Genomic DNA, 20,561 nt, shown 5'->3' with positions numbered 1-20,561 from the left:
ACATCACCGCGATTGCTCGTCATCTGATTTTTCCGGTTCAGCGCGCGGGTTGCGGGATGATCCAATATCGTTTTCGTCGCGCGCATTCGGGAGATCGTCATGAGCGGCCGGCATCTCAGGGCAATCGGTCATTCCATCCGCTTCGTCTGCTTCGTCTGCTTCGTCTGCTTCGATACCATCGAGAGACGACTGCCGGTATCCAGCCAAATGCCCTGGCGAAAATCCGCTCATGATCTCAATTGCCGATGCGACGGACATGATCCTTCTCCCTCGGGGTTCCTTTCAACGGAGAGCAAAGCAGACACGTCGCCCTGCCAGATATCCGTTTCTGCTTCCAGAAGATCATCAGCATTCAAAATAACCGTTTTGAATATCCGCATTTTTTACAATAAATTCTTCCAAAAATCACAACGTATGCAAAACTACTACGACCTTTCGATCATTACATTAGGTCAAATTAAAGATATTTTTCTAATAATCAGGCATCGGAAAACCGGGCAGGATCTCTATGCTTACTTCACTTGTTGACCTCGCCAAAGAAAGCAGCAGCGACAAGCGTCGCGAGCTCATGGGTCATATGGCATCCCTTTTCGTCATGGGTGCGGAAAAATACTCCAGTGAAGAAATCACATTGTTCAACGGCGTACTGAACCGTCTCGTCGACCTCGTGGAAGACAAGGACAAGGAAGAGCTCTCCGAACAGCTTTGCGAAGTACCGACGACGCCGCGCGAACTCGTTCTGAAGCTGGCCAACGAGGACCTGGTCATCTCCAAATACATGCTGCAGTACTCCACGGTCCTGACCCTGGATGACCTGATGCAGTTCGCCAAGGTCAAGGGCCAGGGGCACCTTATGGCGATTTCCAAGCGGGAACACCTGGCAGCCCGCCTGACCGATGTGCTGATCGAGCGCGGTGAGCAGCCGGTCCGCAGGTCAGTGGCAGCCAACCCTGGAGCCGAACTCTCCGACTGGGGAACGAAATTCCTGGTCAAGATCGCGGAGAAGGATCCGACCCTGCGCGAAAGCATGATCGACCGCAGCGATCTCAAGCCGGAACATTTCGACCGTCTGATCGACCAGTTGCCCGAGGAACAGGGCAAGAAGATGCGCCACCTCTACATGAGCAACGAGAAGCTCGCCGAGGAACTGTTTCACGAAGCCGGCAACCTGGTCGCGAAAAGCAAGCTGGAGCGGAAGAACACCAGGATCGACACCAAGGGGTCGATAAGAGAAATCAGAAAAGGCACAAAGACACTCGACAAGGCATTTGTCGAACACACGCTCTCCAACCGCCTACTGGATCTGTCCTATCTCCTGGCAGAACTCGCCGATCTGGATCAGAAGTACGTTTTAAACGCGATCCTGCGGCCCGAAATCGACGGTATTGCAATCCTGTGCAGGGCGCTGGAGATCGGCGAGACGGAGTTTTCCACCTTCTGCAAGGCCCGCTGCTCGCTTCTCGGTCTTCCTGCAAATGTCTCGGAGAAATGGCTGAGTGACTACCGCATTCTGACGGAGGCGGATTCCCAGAGGGTCCTAAGATTCGTCAAGGTCCGCCTGAAGGCCCTGGAGCAAAGAGCGGCGTAAGGCACAGGGCTGGCGAAGAGCCTTCGAGGCGATTACCCACTTGCCTTCGTGACGATGGCCGCTCCGCTCGTCAGCGTCTTGTGAACCGGGCATTTGTCGGCAATTTCAAGCAGTCTTGCGCGCGTCGCCGCGTCGAGGTCGCCCTCGATGGCAATCCGGCGCTCGAACCGGTCGATCCGGCCGCCGTTCTGCCTGACGTCCTCGCCGCAATCCTTGCAATCGGCCGCATGGACCTTGCCGTGCCGTACGGTCGCCGAGATCTTCGTCACCGGCAGGTTCTTGTGGTCGGCATACATGCGCAGGGTCATGACGGTGCACGCGCCCAGCGCCGCCGACAGGTAGTCGTAGGGTGACGGGCCGGAATCCAGGCCCCCCACCCCCTCCGGCTCGTCGGCAATCAGACGATGCTTTCCACTGGCAATCATCGCCTGGTATTTCCCGAGCCCGGTCTCCATAACCTCCACATGTCCGGCTTCCGGAGCCGTTTCCGGCTTTTCAGACGGGTCAAGATAGCCGCTCGCCCAGGCGGCGATCACCCGTGCGGCATAGGCCGCATCTTCCGGGCGCGACAGCAGGTGATCGGCGTTGTCCAGAGAGACAAAGCTTTTCGGATGCCTGGCCGCGACAAAGATCTCCGTTGCATTGTCGATGCCGACGACCTCGTCACGCGGTGCATGCAGGACCAGGAGCGCCTTCTTCAGATGCCTGACCTTCTCGTGCAGGGCATGTTCTTCCAGTTCGTCCAGAAATTCCCTGCGGATCTTAAAGCTCCTTCCGGCAAGGTCTATGGTGCCCTGCCCGTTGTAGCGGATCGTCTCCAGGTCGCCATGGAAGCTCTTCAAGACATGGGCGGCATCGCCGGGCGCACCGATGGTGGCAACGGCCCGGACCTCCGGCAGATCGGCAGCGACCGAAAGCGCAGCGGCCCCGCCCAGGGAATGGCCGATCAGCAGTTGCGGCGCCTCGAAATGGTCCTTCAGATAGGCCGCTGCCCGTTTCAGGTCTTCCATGTTGGTGGAAAACCCGGTGGAGGCGAAATCTCCGCCACTGCCGCCAAGCCCCGTAAAGTCGAAACGCAGGACGGCGATGGCTTCTTTCGTCAGGGGCCCGGCGATGTTGCGCGCAGCCGCAATATCCTTGGAACAGGTGAAGCAGTGGGCAAAGAGCGCGAATGCGCGGATTTTTCCGGCCGGCAGATCCAGGCGGGCCGCCAGTCTGGCGCCTTGAGCGCCTTCGAATTCAACCTTCAACGCGCGTCCGGACATTCGATCCTCTCCTGACTGGTCCTTATCGGGGCCGGTTTCGTTCTCTTGGAGCATATCGCGCAATCGACGAAACCGGCGACAATTGATGACGCTTGGGAAGTTGTACATTCGCAAGAGCGAACAAATAACATGCTAGAATTTTTATTTATTAGGCGAATGTGAAGACTTTCCGAGACATAATCAGCAAAACCTCGGAACGGCCTGACAATGCTCGACGCTTTGATTGAACTTGCAAAGGACAGCTCCACGACGAAGCGCCGTCAACTCGTGGACCATGTGACCGAACTCTTTGCTGCACGGGCACACAAGAACCGGCCCGAAGAAATCGCCACGTTCAACGAGCTTCTTGAAGGGGTCTTCGACACCCTCGATGAGGATGACAAGCAGAAGATCTCCGAACGCCTGTCGAATGTAAAGGCTACCTCGGCCAATCTGGCTTTCAAGCTGGCCCAGGAAAATCTGGCCATCGCCAAACCGTTTCTGGAGCGTTCAAAGGCTCTGCAGGACGCCCACCTGATTCAGATCGCCTCGACCCAGAGCCAGGGGCATCTGCTCGCGCTTTCCAAGAGGGAGCAGCTGGATGCCAGCGTCTCGAAGAAGCTGGTCGAGCGGGGCAGCAAGGAAGTCAAGAAGTCCCTGGCCGCCAATCTGGGGGCCGACATGTCCCTGGAGGATTTCGAAAAGGTCATCAAGGAACTGCCAAAACAGATGGGCGAGCGGATCCGTCACCTGCGCAAGTCCAACGAGGAGCTGATCCACGATCTGTTCCGCGACCCGGAAGAAATCATGGCCGGTGAACCGCTGGAGAAAAAGGAAGCGCGCATTGATGTCCGCCAATGGATCGCCGGCATCCGCCAGGGGCACGTGACGCTCAACAAGGCGATTTCCCAACTGGCGTTCGAAAAGAACCTCTATGACGTCACGGTTCTTCTGTCCGTCGCTTCGGGACTGGACCACACGCATGTGATCAACATGATGATCCGCTACGATTCAACGGGAATTGCCACCCTGTGCCGCGCCATCGGCATTCCGGACGGCGAATATGCCCTGATCTGCAAGGCGCGCTGCAATCACCTGAAATTTCCCGAATCGACGGGCAGCAAGTGGGTCACGAACTACCACGTTCTCGACCCGACAGACGCCAAGCGCCTGCTCGGCCTCCTGAAATTCAAGCTGCAAAACCGGCAGGCCGAAGCCGCCTAGAGTCCGCCTCCTGGGGTCAGACCTTGTCAGGGCTGCCGTCTTTCAAAAGCGCGTCGAGACGCGCCTTTTCATCCTCGCTCAGGGGCTGGGACGCAAGGGTGCCGGACGCGGCCTTGCGCCTCCTGACAGCCAGGAATATCCCGATCAGTCCGGCAATCAGCGCGACGGGTGCTGCCGCCCAGAGGATGAGATTGTGAAGCGCGAAGCGCGGCTTCAGCAGCACGAATTCGCCGTAGCGGTCGACGAGATAGTCAACCACCTGTTCGTCCGTGTCACCGGCCACAAGACGCTCGCGCAGCAGGATCCTGAGATCCTTGGCAAGCGGCGCATCGCTGTCGTCGATGGACTGGTTCTGACACACCATACAGCGGAGGTGAGCCGACAGCGCACGCGCGCGGGCCTCAAGCGCCGGGTCGTCCAGAACCTCGTCAGGCGCCACCGCCAGGGCGGGCCCGATGAACGAGACAATCAGCAACAATCCGGCGAAGACCTGTGTCGGCAGGGATCTCAGGGACATTTTGCTCACTCCGCCGGCGCCGGTGCTGAAGGCATTTTGCGTCTGGCCGCCGGTTTCGGCGCCCCCACCCGCAAACGGCGGTCCGCAATCGACAGCATCCCGCCGAACGCCATGATCAGGCAGCCGCCCCAAATCAAGGTCACCAGCGGCTTGTAATAGACGCGCACGTCCATGCTGCCGTCCTGGTGAACCTCTCCGAGGGAGAGATAAAGCTGCGACAGGCCGGAGGTCAGAATGGCCGATTCCGTGGTCGGCATCTTCCGCGCCGTATAGATCCGTTTCGACGGATCCATCGCCGCGACCTCGACGCCGCCGCTACGAACGGTGAAATGGCCGACGTCCTCGGTGTAGTTGGGACCGGTACGCGGTGCCGATCCATCGAAAGTGACTTCGAAATGGTGCAGTTCGACCGACTCGCCGGGATGCATCGTCTGGATGCGTTCTTCCTGGAACGCCGACGCGGTGACGATGCCGAGCACGGTAATGCCGACGCCGAAATGGGCGACGGCGGTGCCCCAGGCCGAGCCGGGAAGTCCCCACAGCCGGCTGAGGGCGCGGGACGGGCCGATCTCGAACAGCTTCACGCGGGTGACGATCTCGGACACCGATCCGGCCATGATCCACACGGCGAGCCCGGCGCCGAGGGGGGCAAGGACGTTTTCCACCCCCCACAGCCAGAGCGTGAACAGGACAGCGAGGATCGCAATGCCGAAGGCGGCGTAGAGGCGCTGGCAGGCAGCCAGAAGGTCGCCCCGCTTCCAGGCGAGGACCGGACCGAAAGGCACGGCAAGCAGAAGCGGCACCATCAGCGGCGCGAAGGTCAGATTGAAGAACGGCGCGCCGACGGAAATCTTGTCACCGGTGACGATATCGAGCGCCAACGGATAAAGCGTGCCGACGAACACCGCGGTCGCCGCTGCCGTCAGGAAGAGGTTGTTGAAGACCAGCGCGCCTTCGCGGCTGATCGGCGCAAACAGACCGCCCTGCTTCAGTACCGGCGCGCGCCAGGCGTAAAGCGACAGCGATCCGCCGATGAACAGGCACAACAGCACCAGGATGAACACGCCGCGCGCCGGGTCGGTCGCAAAGGCGTGGACCGAGGTCAATACGCCGGAGCGGACCAGGAAGGTGCCGAGCAGCGACAGCGAGAAGGTGAAGATCGCCAGAAGAACCGTCCACACCTTCAAGGCATCGCGCTTTTCCATGACGATGGCGGAATGCAGAAGAGCGGTCCCGGCAAGCCATGGCATGAAGGAGGCGTTCTCGACCGGATCCCAGAACCACCAGCCACCCCAGCCGAGCTCATAGTAGGCCCAGTAGGATCCCATGGCGATGCCGAGCGTCAGGAACACCCAGGCAAGCAACGTCCATGGCCGGACCCACCGCGCCCAGGCCGCATCGAGACGGCCGAGGATCAGGGCCGCGACGGCGAAGGAAAAGGTGATCGAAAAGCCCACGTAACCGACATATAGAAGCGGCGGATGGACGGCCAGACCGATGTCCTGCAGGATCGGGTTCAGGCCGTTGCCCTCGACCGGCGGATTGGCGATACGGGCGAAGGGATTGGAGGTCGCCAGCATGAACAGGGTAAAGCCGGCGGTGATCCAGGCCTGAACGCTCAAGGTGGTTGCCCGCAGCGGTGCCGGAATGTTGCGGCCGAAATAGCCGACAAGCCCGCCAAAGAACACCAGGATCAACACCCAGAGCAGGACGGAACCCTCGTGATTGCCCCAGACACCGGTGATCTTGTAGAGCAACGGCTTGGCCGAGTAAGAGTTCTCCCAGACGTTCACGACCGAGAAATCGGATGTCACATAGGCAATCGTCAGGGCGACGAAAGACACCAGCACCAACAGAAACATCAAGATGGAAACCGGCGGCGCGATCGCCATCAGCCTGTCGTCACCGCGCAGCGCGCCCCAGACGGGCACTACCGACTGCACCAGCGCGAGCGCGAAGGTCAGTACCAGGGCGTAATGTCCGAGTTCTACGATCATGTGCTCTCCCGCGTCCTGAAAGGACTTTCACCCAGGCCAGCAGGCCTGATTTTCATTCGCCAGATTAATTTTGCGCGCCTTGCCAGACGCCCTGCTTCTTCAGGGCCTCGGCCACTTCCTTGGGCATGTAATTCTCGTCATGCTTGGCGAGAACGCTGTCGGCGACGAATACACCGTCGGGGCCCACGGTGCCTTCCGTGACAACGCCCTGCCCTTCCCGGAACAGATCCGGCAGGATCCCGGTATAGGTGACCGTAACCGCGTTGGCCGTATCCGTCACCTTGAAGCGGACATTGGCATCACCGGACCGCTCGACGGACCCGTCTTCCACCAGACCGCCAAGACGGATCCGCTGACCGGGCGGGACGCCCTTTTCAACAATATCCGTTGGCGACTGGAAGAATACGATCTGGTCGTTCAGTGCAAAAAGGATCAATCCGAGTGCGCCGGCCAGAACCACACCGGCAATCCCGATCAGCGTGAGGCGTCGTTGTTTTCGCGTCATTTCCTGTTCGTCCGTCCCAGCCCGGCCGCTCCCCCCCAGCGACAAGGGCCCTCTAGCATCAAAGGCTTAAAGCCTATTCCGTTTTCAGCCCCAGTTGCCCCGCAGTTTCCTTGATCTGCCCGAGGGCAGCCGGATCATCGGCATATGCGGCCGACGCCTGTTTGAAGGCAGCCTGTGCCTCATCCTTCTTGCCCAGCACCGTGTAGGCCCGGATCAGCCGGCTCCATTCCGCAGGGCTGCCGCCCTCCGAATTGAGCCGATCGGCAAGCTTGCCCACCATGCCCGCGATCATCTGGTTGCGGTCTGCCGCGTTCATGTCGGCGGCCGCGGCCATCTGTTCGCGGTTCGGCCCGGGCAGATTTTCAGCCATCGGCGGCGCCATGCCTTCAGGCGCTGCAAGGCCGAGCTGCCCCGCGATTTGCGCGATCTGCCCCATGGCGGCCGGATCACCGGCATATGCGGCCGACGCCTTCTGCAAGGCAGCCTGCGCCTCGTCCTTCTTGCCCAGCACCGTATAGGCCCGTATCAGCCGAGCCCATTCCGCAGGTGTGCCGCCTTGCGAATTGAGACGTTCGGCAAGCCGGCCCACCATGCCGGCGACCATCTGGTTGCGGTCCGCCGCGCTCATGTCGGCGGCCGCGGCCATCTGCTCATGGTTCGGGCCCGGCAGGTTTTCGGCCATCGGCGGCACCGTGCCGTCGAGAGCCGCCAGGTTCTGCCGTGCGACCGGAACCCAGGCCGCACGCGGATCGGCATCCTTCAGCAGGTCCTGCCAGGCGGCGATCGCTTCGTCCTTCTTGCCTTCCTGGCCGAGCGCCAGAGCAATGAAGAAACGCGGCTTAACAGCGGTTTTGTCCAATTTTATGGCCTGCTCGAACGCACCTCGGGCATCGGCGCTAACGATACCGTCATTGGCCACGGTCAGGGCTTCGCCCAAATCGGTCATGCGCCGGACGCTCGGGCCGAGCAGCCGGATGGCATGCTGATAGGCGCCCGCGGCTTCCCTGGGCTTGTTGAGCCGCATGTAGACCGGCGCCAGCACATCCCAGCCCTGGCCGTCCTGGGGGTTTTCAGCCAGGTGTTTTTCAACACGGGCCACCAGCATTTCGACCGACTGGTCCTGCGGCGGCGCTGACATGCGGGCGGCAAGCGGCTGGTCCGGAAGATCCGGCGAGCCGATGAACAGATAAACGCCGAGCGCGACGAGCGGCAGACCCGCAATGGCCACGATCTGCCCGAAGCGCAGCGGCCAGGAGGCCTTCGGAGCGGCGTCTGCCTTTTCCGCGCGCTCGTGCGCAGCCAGCAACCGGCGGGCAATTTCAGTCCGCGCGGCATTCGCGGCCTCGTCATCGATCAGGCCGCGTTCCAGGTCTTTTTCGACCTCGTCAAGTTGCTGGCGGTAAACGGCTTCATCGGCCGTCTGCCCGACAGTCTCGTCCTCCGGCGGCCGTTTCCTCGACATCGGCACGAGGATGGACAAAGCGGCGACAGCCGTCATCACGGCGATTAGGATCCAAAGCGTCATGGGGAGCACTATAGACATTGGCCGGAGCAGAATGGCAAGCGCACAGTTATGTGACCTGCCGTCGCGGCTGGCGCAAACTTACCAGTGAACCTATTGGGCTCCGCCGCCTGCGGTGATGAGCCTCGGCTTGCGCAGGCTTGCCATACCGTCGTCTTTCGGCATGCGTGCCAGTGCCGACTGACGGCTGCGGCGCAACTGTGCGGCATAATCCGCACCGAAATAAATTTCGGAAAGCATGATCGCCACATCGACAGCGGACAGATGGGCCTCTCTCTGCTTGCCGACGGTCTTGCCCAGATCCGTAATCAGGGACCGGGTCACGATTTCCAGGGTCTGCTCGACCGCCTGGCGCGTCCGTTTGCCGACATCGTTGACCGCAAAGGTCTGCGAGGCGTTTCGCACCATGACGACCACGCGCAACGACCGGACCGCATCGTCGATGGATACCTTGTCCTGATCGAGCGTGCCGTCCTTGCTCCACTTGGGAACCTGCAACGCCCGGCGCACGGCGCCGTGGGCATTGTTCAGTTCGCGGGTCACCACTTCGGAAATATTGCGCTTGGTTCCCGACAGGCGCTTGTGCCAGTCGCCCGTCTGCGACAGGTCCATGTCCAGTTCCACGCCACGCACAAGGCTGTGGTATTCGGACAGCGCCTGGGAAAAGGCGACCGGATCCGGATTGTGATTGCGGTGCTCAAGCGCCAGAACGTTCAGCCGTTCCGCCTCGCTCATGACCACGTCGACGAAAGGGGCAAATTGCGAGGAACTGATCAGCTTCGGATCGTTGGTCCGGGCGAGCCGGCCGGCAAATGTGCAAAGCGCGGACGGTGTGTCCGCCCGTTCCAGAAGGGCGGCCGCGACGACCGAAATGTGATCGGGATATTTCGCCGAGCATTTATCGACCAGGTTGAACACGTCGGTGTCGACCTTGATGCGGTTCTCGCTGAGGGTTTCGGGAACCATGTTCAAGAACGGCATCAGCCAGCGTTCGGCGGCCAGAATCTTGTGAATATCCTTCAGGTCCGCAATCCCGCGCTCACCGCCCATCTCGATGGACAGGCGGCGGCGATCCTTGTCGGACTGGTCGACGCGCTCAAGAGCGGACCCGACCGCGTCGACGGCCCGCCGGCGCAGGGCATGAACGAAATTGTCGAGCCGTTCCTCGCTGACCGTTTCCTTCTCGGCCTCCTCCAGAACCCGGCGGACATCGCCGGGGAGCACATCCCGGCCGATCCATTGCCAGACCCGATCCAGGTTCGGCCGGTAGACCCGGCCTTCCTGGCGGTTGGGAAGGTTCTCGTTGATCAGGAACTCTTCCAGCGGCGTGAAAAACATCCGCTGAACCTGGTTACGGCGAAGGATGCCGCCGCGCGAAACCTCTGCGGCTGCATCGTCCGGATTGCGCAGAAGCTTCAGGGAGGCGGCCAAAATCAGCTCGAGGTGAGGATCTTTCAGTCCGGAATCCCTGGATTTTTCCAGTTTGCGGACAAGATTTTCCACCGCCTGCGGACTTAGCCCCTGCAGGTATGTGGTGATCTTGTTTGTCAGCAATTCCGTTTCAGTCATGATCCGCGATCGGCCGGAAAGATTCCGATTAGATCGCACCCTAAATGCAGAACGCTTAAACAATGGTTGAAGGAATGCTTATCACTTTCCCAAAGTCGGGCTGAAAGTTGCTTTTGGCGCAATAGCTTAACGGAACGCCCTGTTCAGCCCGTTCGGTTTTACCAAAAATGCAAGCGATTTTTACGAAAAAGCCAGGCTGTCGTAACGGATTAGCTCAGGGTTCGCCACGAGCCGTCTTCCTCCTGGCAGGCGGTGCCACGCGCCGTCATGACGGAGCCGTTGAGGGTCATCTCATGGGTAAATTCGCGGCAGGAGGTATCGTTGACCTGATAGACCGGACCGGGGCGAACCTGGCCGCTACGGCCGGTCTTGTCATTCTCCCAGGAAACCGTCACGCCGACGCCATTGGCGCGCAGTGCGCGCCGCTGGGCTTCGGCAGCGGCCCTGCGGTCCGAGGGGTCCAGCGACTGGCCGAACTCGTTGCTCTGCAATAGCGCGATCGCAGCACTTGCCTCGCTCCGTCCGACCGAATTCGGCGAGCCCAGGGAAGAGCCCCAGAAGCCAAGGTCATGGCTTCCCGTGCCAGGCGTGCTGCTGCAGGCAGTCAGGCCAGCCAGGACAAGAACGAGTATCGATGTGTTGCGCAGGCGCATGCATCACTCCGTCGATCTACGGCCGGTTTGCCGAATCACCCGGCCCGCGATCTTGAATTAGGCGATGTTTATGGCTGAACTTGGCCAAGAACTGGAAAACTTCGCCACAATATTTCTTTCGCCTCAATTAAAATAGGCGTGAGCGGGTTTCAATTAAAGGGCCGGAAGTACCAAACGGGTCTTCAGGCCTCCGATTCCGGCGCGTTCCAGCTCCAGCCGCCCGCCGTACAGAGCCGCCAGGTCGGCCACGATGGACAGGCCGAGCCCCGTTCCCGGGACAGTCTCGTCCAGACGGCGCCCGCGCTTGACCGCCTCCTTGCGCTCCTCCTCGCTCAGACCCGGGCCGTCATCCTCGACAACAATCTCGAACAGGGACCGGGCCGAGCCGCCTTCCTGAAGCCGGCGAACCGTGACCGAAACCTGCGAGGATGCCCACTTGCAGGCGTTGTCGATCAGATTGCCCGACATTTCCTCCAGATCCTGCTGCTCGCCGCGGAACCGGATTCCGCCGGGCACGGACGATTGCAACGCAATGCCGCGGCGCTGGTAGATCTTGTCCATCGCCCGCACGAGGCGGCTCAGGACAGGTTCGACCTCGCAGGAAACGCCGATCACCCGCCGCTGCGCCGCCATTCGCGCGCGCTCCAGATGATGCTGGATCTGGGTCGACATGACGGCTGCCTGTTCGCCGACCTTGTCGGCAAGCGGTCCGGGGTTGGCTCGCGCCTCGTTGGCAATCACCGATAGCGGCGTTTTCAGGCCATGGGCCAGGTTGCCGACATGTGTACGGGCACGCTCCACGATCTCCCGGTTCGACAGGATCAGGGCATTGAGTTCCACCGCCAGCGGCGCGATTTCGCGCGGCAGGTTTTCATCGATGCTTTCCGCATCGCCCATACGCACCGCGGACAGGGAAGACCGCAGCCGCGACAGCGGTCGGAGCCCCACGCGCACCTGCAGGAAAATCGCGCCGACAAGCCCGGCACCGAAGGCCAGCAGCGTCAGGCCGACCTGGCGCGCGAACTGGCTGACCTCCTCACGGAACCCGGCGGTCTCGGCAGCCACGGCAATCACATAAGAAATATTCTCGATGGTGATTCGGCTTTGCAGAAAGCGGACCTCTTCCTTTCGGGGTCCTTGCGCAAAACCGCTCAGGCTTTCCTTGTCGCCAATGGACGGCAGGACCAGCGGATCGCCGACAAGCGAGGGCGAGGCGAACAGGATATTGGTCGAATCCGCCTTGCGGACGGTCCAGTACCAGCCGGACAGGGGCAGGGAAAAGCGCGGTTCGGGGAGATTTTCCGGCCTTTGCACGCCGGGCGTGGCGCCGCCGGTCGTATCGGGCGCAACCATTTCGGCGAGGATCGTGTTCAGATGCACTTCCAGCTGGCTGTCGAAGGCACGCTCCCCGGCGGCCCGGTAAAGCCCGACGAGAATGAAACCGGCAATAACGAGGGCAAGCGTCGACCAGACCGCGGCAACAAGCACCAGCCGGCCGGCAAGGGAGCGCTGGCGGACCGGCGCGTTCGCAGGGGATTCGGCTTGCGGTTCAGCCGTCAACGGCCTCTCCCAGCCGGTAGCCGAGACCGCGGATGGTTTCGATCATGTCCGATCCGATCTTCTTGCGCAGGCGCCCGACGAAGACCTCGACGGTGTTGGAATCCCGGTCGAAATCCTGCTCGTAGAGATGCTCCGTCAGCTCTGTGCGCGAGATCACCTTGCCCTGGTGGTGCATCAGATAGGACAGGAGCCGGTATTCGTGGCTCGTCAGCTTGATCGGCGTTCCGTCCACCGTGACGCGCCCGGCGCGCAGATCCAGACGCACCGTCCCGCATGTGATTTCGTTGGAGGCATGACCGGCGGCCCGGCGCACGAGCGCGCGGACGCGGGCAAGCACTTCCTCCATGTGAAAGGGCTTGGCGACATAGTCGTCGGCACCGGCATCGATACCCGCGACCTTGTCGGACCAGCGGTCGCGCGCGGTCAGGATAAGGACCGGCATGGTCCGCCCGTCCCGGCGCCAGTTTTCCAGCACCGACAGGCCGTCGAGCGTGGGCAGGCCGAGGTCGAGAACGACCGCGTCATAGGGCTCGGTATCGCCCATGAAATGCCCTTCCTCGCCGTCATAGGCGGTATCGACCGCATATCCGGCCTCCGTCATCGCCGTTACCAGCTGGCGGTTGAGGTCGGCATCATCTTCGACAACAAGAATTCGCATGACGTTTCTTCTCACAAGACATTTCGAACCGGGACCACATTAGCCGGAGTTCCGGGGGAAAAATGTGATCCCGACCACAGAGTGTGCGGCACGCTTCAGCGGCTGGCGTTCACGGTTTTGGTCACCACCTGGCCGTTTATTCTCACGGACAGGCGATAGACATAGCCGCCGCCCTGCTGGCAGAGCTCGGCCTTGACGATTTCGCCGCCCGCGGCCCCTGCGACCGATCCGAGCGGCATGGCCTTTCCGCTCGCCACGGCTTCGCGTGCCTGTGCCTGGGACAGGCACTGGGCATTGGCGGGCGCCGCTGCGGCGAGCAACAGGACCAGAAGGATGGCTAGACGTTTCAAGGGACATATCCCTTCATTTGCGGTTTGCGTCCGCCGGCGACACGACTTCACCGGCAATGTTGGCTTCTTTTTAGCCGGGGCCAACTGAATGCAACATGAACACAGGGTTCATCCGGCGTGCAAACGTAATTTCGCGCTCCGTTTGCAGACGCCGGCAAAACAGCGCTAATCTTCCCTATCCGAAATTATGACAGGCCCCGCGCCCAGGGGCGGAAACACGCCAGGACCGGAAAACACCGCATAGACAGGAGCTTCGTAACGCCTCATGCCGCACTCGTGGAACAGTCTTCGACGAACGCTTCTCCGCCGTGTTCTTGCACCGGTGACAGTCCTCGGTCTTGTTTCCGTTACGGTGCAGGGGCCTGCGTCTGCCTGTCCGCTCGCCCTCATCATCGCCATGGACGGCTCATCCAGCGTGGATGCGCGCGAGCACGCGCTTCAGCTTCAGGGACTTGCCCATGCGCTGCAGGATCCGGAGGTCGTCGACGCGATCTCGTCCGTCGGCGGCATCTGGTTTTCCAGCTTCGAGTGGAGCGGGCGCTATCAGCAGGTCATGCAGGTGGACTGGTCGTTTCTCGACGGAGAGGAAAGCGCGAAGGCGGCTGCGGCCAAGCTCGCCCGTTCGGGACGGAGCTTCAACGAATTCCCGACCGCCCTCGGCTACGCGCTCGGATATGCCGCGATCCATCTGAACAAGGTCCCGGAGAAATGCGCGCGCCGGGTCATCGATGTGGCGGGCGACGGGGTCAACAATGAAGGTTTCGGACCGGCCAGCGCCTATCATGCCTTTCCCTTCGAGGGAATCGTCGTCAACGGGCTGGCCATCAAGGGCGCAAAACCCGATCCGGTCGCCTATTACCGCCACAGCGTTATCCGCGGCCCCGGCTCCTTCGTCGAGGTGGCCAACAATTTCGATGATTATGCCAGCGCGATGAAACGCAAGCTCCTGCGGGAGGTCGGCACCAGCTACTACACGGAACTTCAGCCCCGTAAGGGTGTTCAAGACCTGCGGTAGCCCGTTTCTTCCATATTGCGGTAGAAGTCCCTGAGGGTCGTGCCCGGTTCTGCGCGGAACGTGTCGCCGGTCTCGGTCATGCCGGCGATCCGATCGAGACGGAACATGCGGAAATCCTCACGCAGTTCGCACCAGGCGACCAGCGTCCAGACCTTGCCCCAGAACCACAGCCCGAGCGGCCGGACCGTTCGTTCGGTCTTCGCCTCGCTCGCATCGAGATAAGAAAGCGACAGGCGCTTGCGCAGATCGGCGGCTTCCTCCAGCCGGTCGATCCGTTCGCGCACGTCCGGTGTCATTTCCGGCGCGAAGGCATGAACCTCGACCTGGTTGCTCCTGGTGCGCGCCTTGTCCGGCAGGACTGCGTCGATCTTGATCAGCGCCTCTTCCGCGGCCCGGGCCATTTCGGCCCCGCCCCAGGCGCGAATGAGCCGGGCGCCTGCGACCAGGGCCACGATCTCGTCACGGGAAAACATCAGCGGCGGGAGGTCGTAGCCGTCGCGCAGGATATAGCCGACCCCGGCCTCGCCATCGATGGGCACGCCGGACGACTGGAGATCGGCGATGTCGCGATAAATAGTCCGCTCGGACACCTCGAGCCATTCGGCAAGCTGCCTCGCGCGGACGAGCCGGCCGCCACGCAGATACTGCACGATCTGGAACAGGCGGTCGGCACGTCTCATCAGTACTTCCTTACACCTGGAACAGACCGACGGAGTTGCCGTCGGGGTCGAGGCCATAGGCAAACCGGCCGGCCGGGATCGTGATCGGGTCGGAAACGATTTCGCCACCGGCCTTCACGAAACGCTCCATGGTCGCTTCAAGGGCGTCCGGACAGGTCAGATGGACCGTCGGGCCCGTTCCCTTCGCCGGCGGCTTGCCGGGATAAAGGTGCCCTGCCTTCCCCTTGCCGTCGGCGGTGGGAAACATCGCGATCGGATTGGGGGCCATGTCTTCCCTGATCAACTCGGTCTGGAAGACATCGTTATAGAAGGTAATCGCCTTGTCCAGATCGGTGACCGGCAATTCGATCCAGACAGTGAAATTATCGGGTTTGAAAGTCATCGTTAGTCCCTCGTTCGAATGACGACGAGGAGAAGATACTGCCCCCCTCCTGACAGCTTTCTGTCAGGAGGACGTCAGCAGGTTCGAAAAAAGTTCGACAGGAATTGATCTGGCAATATCGTACCGACAATGACACCTTGCGACGGATGAACTGCCTATCTGCCTTTCCAAGTGAGTTCCAAATCCAGTGCTGCACGGACGCCTTCAGAAATCGCTTCACATCTTCCTGCTTGTCCTTGCGGGCGTACTCGCTGTTACCGGTAACGCCGGCGCGCATTTTTCCGACGGGACGAAGCTGCGCACGATCCTGCTCACCATAGAGGACGGGGCGCTTGCCGCTTATATCCGCACGCCGGCGCCGCTGGTGTTTTCCGACCTGGTAGTCCGGTCCCAGACGCAGGACGAGCCGCTTCACTCGCCGTATCTAAGCTACGAGACGACGGCGACCGGCGGCAGCTACCGGCTTGATCTGGCAGGAATAGAAGCTGACTCACAGGCATTTTCGGACCGCCTTGCCGGCAGCCTGGCGTTTTCCCAGTCGGGCGCGGATCTCAAGGCCACGGTGACCGGCTTCCGGATACGCGAACGCATGCCGGACGACGAATTCAACACCGGCGACAGCGCCCGCTCGGCTCTGGCGGCGAGCGGAACCGAAGCGGAACCGCAGTTCGGCTCCGCCGTGATCGATTTCAGGATCGCCCTGCAGGCCCCGGCGCCCGATGCAGCGGTTACCGTGAAAGCAGGATACGATCCGCTGATCCCGGGGCCCGGTGTGTCCATCGAAAATCATCTGGTCGATGCCCGCATTTCCCCGCCGGTTTCCTCCACCAGACCCGGCCAGCTCGAAGACGGCGTGGAAATCAACGGCTCGCACCTCGCCACCGCCATTGAATTCATCCATCAGGGAACGCTGCACATCCTGGATGGCCTGGACCATGTATTTCTCGTGGTGGCGCTTGCGTTGGGCGTCGGAGCGACCCGGAAGCTCATCTGGCTGGTCACCGCCTTCACGCTCGGCCATTCGGTGACGCTGATTGCGAGTTTCCTCGGCCTGACACCGTCCTGGCCCTGGTTCATTCCTCTGGTGGAGGCGGCCATTGCCGCTTCGGTGCTCTATGCGGCCGTTGCCGCGCTGTTGAGACGGTCCGGATCCATCCTGGTCTTCGGCGCCATCGGCCTGCTGCACGGCCTCGGCTTTTCCTTCGTGCTCGGCGATATTCTCGGCCGAAACGCGCCCGACCTGATCCTGGCTCTTGCCTCCTTCAACATCGGCATCGAAGTCGGCCAGATCGCAATCCTGGCGACGACGCTCGGCATCGTCTATGCGGTAACGAGACTGTCCGAACCGGCGGTCCGGCCCCTTCGGGTCGGCGCGCTGTCCGGCATCGCGTTTCTGTCCGCCTGGTGGGTCGTGGAACGAATGATGGTCGTGGTTTAGGACCAATCCCAACTTCCATCCACGTCGACACCTGCCTTTAGCTCGCAGGAAATGATCCGCGCCGGTGGCCTGCAATAAAAAACTTCTTCAAGAAAACCCGCTCTTTGATCTGCCTCAAGGTGGTACACCACCGGCATCGCCATGTTGGAACACGAAAAGGAGACAACGTTTATGAGTCACGTTCCCCACGAACTGCATGAGGAATTTCCCGATCAGGCGGATGCGTTGCATGCATTGAAAATGAACAATGCTCATTTCGCGAAACTGTCCGAAGACTATCACAGTGTGAACCGCGAAATTCACCGCATCGAGACCGAGATCGAACCTGCTTCGGATGAAGCGCTGGAAGGTTTGAAGAAACAGCGTCTTCAGCTGAAAGACGAGATCGCGGCCCTGTTGGCAGCGAGCGAGAGCACCGGCTCCTGAGCCCCTCCTTTTCAGGCCGGTGTTGGAGCCCGCGTCGTCCCCGTCCGACGGCGCGGGCCACTCTTTTCGGGATAGGCGCTCCAGTGCAGCGCCTATCCCTTTTCTTTTCATTCCATCGTTGACCCGGACGCGGCCGGCAGCGGCCGCACATGCCATGCCGGACCAAAAAAAGGCCGGGCTCTTTTGGAAGAACCCGGCATCAGTCCTGGGAGGCATGAGCAACACAACGGGTGTGTTGACTGCACCATGCCCTCCGCAGCTTACGCGAAGCTTACCTTGCGACAGTCCCCGCTTTCCATCTGCCAGGCGGACGAGATTTCCGAGCGGATATTTCTTCAAGTGCCGCCGAGTCAGAGCGATGGAAAGGTGATTCAAATGCCTTGGCTAACAGTCTGATGTTTCGCCTCTTTTCCCGTTCCTTGAGAGATTGATTCAACGCGCTGGCAAATTGATTCAAGTGGTTCAGACGTTGATTCAATCGATTCCTTGCGGTCAGGGCCGCCGGTGGAACGAAAAGCAAAGGCGTGATGGGCATCACATCCGGCAAACCGGATCTCGCCTAGGGTCTTTCAACAACGGAGGAGAGACCCATGTTCCGCACCATCATCACGTCAGCCATCATCGCCTTTGCCGCCATCGCACCGGTTGTACCGTCGAGCGAACGTTAAATTCGCCAGTCGGTCGGCTGCAGATCCAGGCAGCAGGCGAACCTCTCTTGAACGCTCATGCAAAGTGCGCAGCGACCTGTCTCTGGTGCGGACGGGCACGGTGTTCGAACAGATAAATGCCCTGCCATGTGCCGAGCGCCATCCGGCCGTTCATGACCGGGATGGAGAGCGAGACCGGCAGGAGCGCCGCCTTGATATGGGCCGGCATGTCGTCCGGGCCTTCGAGCGTGTGGACCAGATAGCTCATGGACGGATCGCCCGCCGGCGGAACCAGGCGTTCCAGAAAAGCGTTGAGATCGCGCTGCACGTCCGGGTCGGCGTTTTCCTGGATCAGCAGGGAACAGGATGTGTGGCGGACGAACAACGTGAGCAGACCATCGCGTGCGCCTTCGCTCTCGAGCCACCCGGCCACGGTGCCGGTGAATTCGTAGAGGCCTGCCCCCCGGGTCTGAAGCGCGAATACGGTCTGCATGGTGTCGTTCAAGCCTTTGCGGTGCCGGTAAGAGGGACGGGTTCCAACCCCTTTCGTTCTATTGGCCGCCCCCGGTCGTGTAAATCGCGCTACACCTGACTGCCTATGCCGGCAGACGAAACGCCCTCGATCGTCCTGAGCCTGCGCTTTCTCTTTTCGAAAGAAATATGCCCTAAATTCGTCTGCAAGACTGATTGCCAGGACCCTATCGCAATGTTTCGAGCCCGCTACGCCGTCTTTCTCTGCCTCCTCGTTCTTGCCGCTGTCTCCTTTTTCCTGATGCTCGTGGTGAGCTGGCATTTCTTGTGGCCGTTCCTGATCCTTGCGTCGCTGTCTGTTGTCGGCATCCACGACCTGATCCAGAAGCGCCACTCGATCCTGCGCAACTATCCGGTCACCGGGCACTTCCGTTTCCTGTTCGAGGCGATCCGGCCGGAAATGCGCCAGTACTTCTTTGAAAGCAATCAGGACGGCACGCCGTTTTCCCGCGAAAGGCGATCCCTGGTTTATGACCGGGCCAAGGATATCGAGGGGAATGTCCCCTTCGGCACCGAATATGACGTCTATGACGTCGACTATTCCTGGGTAAACCATTCCGTGGCGCCCTGTCACAATGGCAACAGTGACTACCGGGTCTCCATCGGCGGCCCGGAGTGCACCCAGCCCTATTCGGCATCGCTGTTCAACATTTCCGCCATGAGCTTCGGCTCGCTGTCGGCCAACGCGATCCTTGCCCTCAACACCGGCGCCCGGATGGGGGGATTTGCCCATGACACCGGAGAGGGAAGCGTGTCGCGTTATCACCGCCAGGGCGGCGGCGACCTGATCTGGGAACTGGGTTCGGGATATTTCGGCTGCCGCGCCGATGACGGCACGTTCGACCCGGAAAAATTCGAAGCCCAGGCCAAAAGCGATCAGATCAAGATGATCGAGATCAAGCTCAGCCAGGGCGCGAAGCCCGGCCACGGCGGCGTCCTGCCGGCTGCGAAGGTCACGGAAGAAATCGCCGAGGCCCGCGGCATCCCGGTCGGTGTGGAGTGCATCTCGCCGGCAGGCCATTCGGCCTTTTCCACGCCCCTGGAACTGATGGACTTCATCGCGACGCTTAGAAAGCTTTCGGGCGGCAAGCCGGTCGGCTTCAAGCTCTGCCTCGGCCACCGCTGGGAATTCATGGCCATCGCCAAGGCCATGCTCAAGACCGGCATCAAACCGGACTTCATCGTGGTCGACGGGGCCGAGGGCGGTACCGGGGCGGCGCCGGTGGAATTCACAAACCGGCTCGGCACACCGCTCCGCCAGGGCCTGACCTTCGTCCACAATGTGCTGGTCGGCACCGGATTGCGCGACGACATCAGGATCGGCGCGAGCGGGAAACTGATCAGCGCCTTCGACATTGCCGGCGCCCTGTCGCTCGGCGCCGACTGGGTCAACTGCGCCCGCGGGTTCATGTTCGCACTCGGCTGCATCCAGTCGCAGAGCTGTCATACCAACCGCTGCCCGACGGGGGTCGCCACCCAGGACAAGAAGCGCCAGGAAGCGCTGGTCGTGCCTGACAAGGCGACGCGCGTTTACAACTTCCACCGCAACACGCTGAAGGCCGTAGCCGAATTCACCGCGGCTGCCGGGCTCCATCACCCCAAGGAATTCCGGCCCGAATTCATTTATCTGCGGGAAGGCCACCGCCAGGTCCTGCCGGCCAGCGCCGCCCTGACCTGGTTGCGGGAGGGGCAGTTGCTCGACGACGAGGATATTCCCGGTTTCACCACCTACTGGATGATGGCCCAGGCGGAAAGCTTCGAGCCGGTCAAGACGGTGTCGGAGATCAAGCAAGCCGACAGTTGAACTACCGGTCTGCCTGCTTCAGACCGCACAGGCAACTGCCAGGCCAGGGCATGGGACAGGCGGACGGGTCACGCCTGAAATCTATCATTCCGTGTCATGACCGCGGATGCATCAGCATCAACGAAAATTTTCACGTCCGGTTGCCGACACGACCGCAGATTGAAATAAAAAATTCTGCCTTTCGTAGAATTACCATAGTCCTTCTTTTTGAAAACATGTTTATTTACAATACGTTTTCGAAAAATTCGTGA

General features: G+C 61.0%; 20 protein-coding genes. 6 read left to right on the top strand and 14 right to left on the bottom strand.

The annotated features are described in order from the left end of the window. Window positions 1-3: 3 nt before the first annotated feature. Window positions 4-258: a hypothetical protein gene (locus HK439_RS03150; protein WP_190289911.1), complete on the bottom strand. Its 255-nt coding sequence runs from the start codon at window positions 256-258 to the stop codon at window positions 4-6. A 250-nt stretch (window positions 259-508) separates the two neighbouring features. Between HK439_RS03150 and HK439_RS03145 the strand changes: the two genes are divergently transcribed. Further along, window positions 509-1,588: a DUF2336 domain-containing protein gene (locus tag HK439_RS03145; protein ID WP_190289910.1), complete on the top strand. Its 1,080-nt coding sequence runs from the start codon at window positions 509-511 to the stop codon at window positions 1,586-1,588. Window positions 1,589-1,620: 32 nt separating this feature from the next. On the opposite strand, the gene HK439_RS03140 is transcribed toward HK439_RS03145, so the two are convergent. Further along, on the bottom strand, window positions 1,621-2,853 hold the full coding sequence (locus HK439_RS03140) for an alpha/beta fold hydrolase (RefSeq protein ID WP_190289909.1): 1,233 nt from the start codon (window positions 2,851-2,853) through the stop codon (window positions 1,621-1,623). A 207-nt stretch (window positions 2,854-3,060) separates the two neighbouring features. On the opposite strand from HK439_RS03140, the gene HK439_RS03135 reads away from it, so the two are divergent. Continuing rightward, window positions 3,061-4,056: a DUF2336 domain-containing protein gene (locus HK439_RS03135; protein WP_190289908.1), complete on the top strand. Its 996-nt coding sequence runs from the start codon at window positions 3,061-3,063 to the stop codon at window positions 4,054-4,056. 16 nt (window positions 4,057-4,072) lie between these two features. Here the strand turns inward: HK439_RS03135 and HK439_RS03130 are convergent, their stop codons facing one another. The 9 genes from HK439_RS03130 to HK439_RS03090 all read right to left on the bottom strand — a co-directional run bounded on the left by HK439_RS03130 (window position 4,073) and on the right by HK439_RS03090 (window position 13,387). After that, window positions 4,073-4,573 (bottom strand): cytochrome c-type biogenesis protein, encoded by a 501-nt coding sequence (locus tag HK439_RS03130; RefSeq protein WP_190289907.1) that lies wholly within the window; start codon window positions 4,571-4,573, stop codon window positions 4,073-4,075. 5 nt (window positions 4,574-4,578) lie between these two features. Further along, window positions 4,579-6,570 carry a heme lyase CcmF/NrfE family subunit gene (locus HK439_RS03125; RefSeq protein ID WP_190289906.1) on the bottom strand — a complete coding sequence of 664 codons (1,992 nt, stop codon included), beginning with the start codon at window positions 6,568-6,570 and terminating at the stop codon, window positions 4,579-4,581. 64 nt (window positions 6,571-6,634) lie between these two features. Next, window positions 6,635-7,075: a cytochrome c maturation protein CcmE gene (gene ccmE / locus HK439_RS03120; protein ID WP_190289905.1), complete on the bottom strand. Its 441-nt coding sequence runs from the start codon at window positions 7,073-7,075 to the stop codon at window positions 6,635-6,637. Between the two features lie 73 nt (window positions 7,076-7,148). Then, a complete protein-coding gene (gene ccmI / locus HK439_RS03115; protein WP_190289904.1) occupies window positions 7,149-8,600 on the bottom strand; it encodes a c-type cytochrome biogenesis protein CcmI in 1,452 nt (483 codons plus the stop codon). Between the two features lie 90 nt (window positions 8,601-8,690). Next, the gene (locus HK439_RS03110) at window positions 8,691-10,166 is read right to left on the bottom strand and encodes a hypothetical protein (RefSeq protein WP_190289903.1); all 1,476 of its coding nucleotides are present in this window, start codon (window positions 10,164-10,166) and stop codon (window positions 8,691-8,693) included. Window positions 10,167-10,375: 209 nt separating this feature from the next. Continuing rightward, a complete protein-coding gene (locus tag HK439_RS03105) occupies window positions 10,376-10,819 on the bottom strand; it encodes an RT0821/Lpp0805 family surface protein (protein ID WP_190289902.1) in 444 nt (147 codons plus the stop codon). Between the two features lie 153 nt (window positions 10,820-10,972). Then, entirely contained in the window at window positions 10,973-12,379 is a 1,407-nt protein-coding gene (locus tag HK439_RS03100) for an ATP-binding protein (RefSeq protein ID WP_209011530.1), read from the bottom strand. Then, window positions 12,369-13,037: a response regulator transcription factor gene (locus HK439_RS03095; RefSeq protein WP_190289901.1), complete on the bottom strand. Its 669-nt coding sequence runs from the start codon at window positions 13,035-13,037 to the stop codon at window positions 12,369-12,371. Before HK439_RS03095 ends, HK439_RS03100 begins: the two co-directional genes overlap by 11 nt. Before the next feature lie 95 nt (window positions 13,038-13,132). Beyond that, window positions 13,133-13,387, bottom strand: a complete 255-nt coding sequence (locus tag HK439_RS03090) for a PepSY domain-containing protein (RefSeq protein WP_209011529.1) — start codon at window positions 13,385-13,387, stop codon at window positions 13,133-13,135. A 322-nt stretch (window positions 13,388-13,709) separates the two neighbouring features. Here HK439_RS03090 and HK439_RS03085 point away from each other — a divergent pair, with 322 nt between their 5' ends. Further along, complete coding sequence (locus HK439_RS03085) at window positions 13,710-14,402, top strand: DUF1194 domain-containing protein (protein ID WP_209011528.1); 693 nt, start codon at window positions 13,710-13,712, stop codon at window positions 14,400-14,402. Here the strand turns inward: HK439_RS03085 and HK439_RS03080 are convergent. Further along, window positions 14,387-15,082, bottom strand: coding sequence for a helix-turn-helix transcriptional regulator (locus HK439_RS03080; protein ID WP_190289899.1), 696 nt, complete (start codon window positions 15,080-15,082; stop codon window positions 14,387-14,389). The two genes, HK439_RS03085 and HK439_RS03080, sit on opposite strands and share 16 nt — an antisense overlap. Before the next feature lie 10 nt (window positions 15,083-15,092). Further along, complete coding sequence (locus HK439_RS03075; protein WP_190289898.1) at window positions 15,093-15,464, bottom strand: VOC family protein; 372 nt, start codon at window positions 15,462-15,464, stop codon at window positions 15,093-15,095. Window positions 15,465-15,651: 187 nt separating this feature from the next. Here HK439_RS03075 and HK439_RS03070 point away from each other — a divergent pair, with 187 nt between their 5' ends. Together HK439_RS03070 and HK439_RS03065 are read left to right on the top strand one after the other, a co-directional pair. Continuing rightward, window positions 15,652-16,902 carry a HupE/UreJ family protein gene (locus HK439_RS03070; RefSeq protein WP_190289897.1) on the top strand — a complete coding sequence of 417 codons (1,251 nt, stop codon included), beginning with the start codon at window positions 15,652-15,654 and terminating at the stop codon, window positions 16,900-16,902. Between the two features lie 141 nt (window positions 16,903-17,043). Then, window positions 17,044-17,328 (top strand): YdcH family protein, encoded by a 285-nt coding sequence (locus HK439_RS03065; protein WP_419247571.1) that lies wholly within the window; start codon window positions 17,044-17,046, stop codon window positions 17,326-17,328. A gap of 723 nt (window positions 17,329-18,051) precedes the next feature. On the opposite strand, the gene HK439_RS03060 is transcribed toward HK439_RS03065, so the two are convergent. Beyond that, window positions 18,052-18,468 (bottom strand): secondary thiamine-phosphate synthase enzyme YjbQ, encoded by a 417-nt coding sequence (locus HK439_RS03060; protein WP_190289896.1) that lies wholly within the window; start codon window positions 18,466-18,468, stop codon window positions 18,052-18,054. Between the two features lie 213 nt (window positions 18,469-18,681). Between HK439_RS03060 and HK439_RS03055 the strand changes: the two genes are divergently transcribed. Then, window positions 18,682-20,310, top strand: coding sequence for an FMN-binding glutamate synthase family protein (locus tag HK439_RS03055; RefSeq protein WP_190289895.1), 1,629 nt, complete (start codon window positions 18,682-18,684; stop codon window positions 20,308-20,310). The last annotated feature ends 251 nt before the right edge of the window (window positions 20,311-20,561 follow it).

It is taken from the genome of Roseibium aggregatum (genome assembly GCF_014692675.1).
GTDB lineage: Bacteria > Pseudomonadota > Alphaproteobacteria > Rhizobiales > Stappiaceae > Roseibium > Roseibium aggregatum_C.
This window is presented reverse-complemented; position numbering and strand designations above follow the sequence as displayed.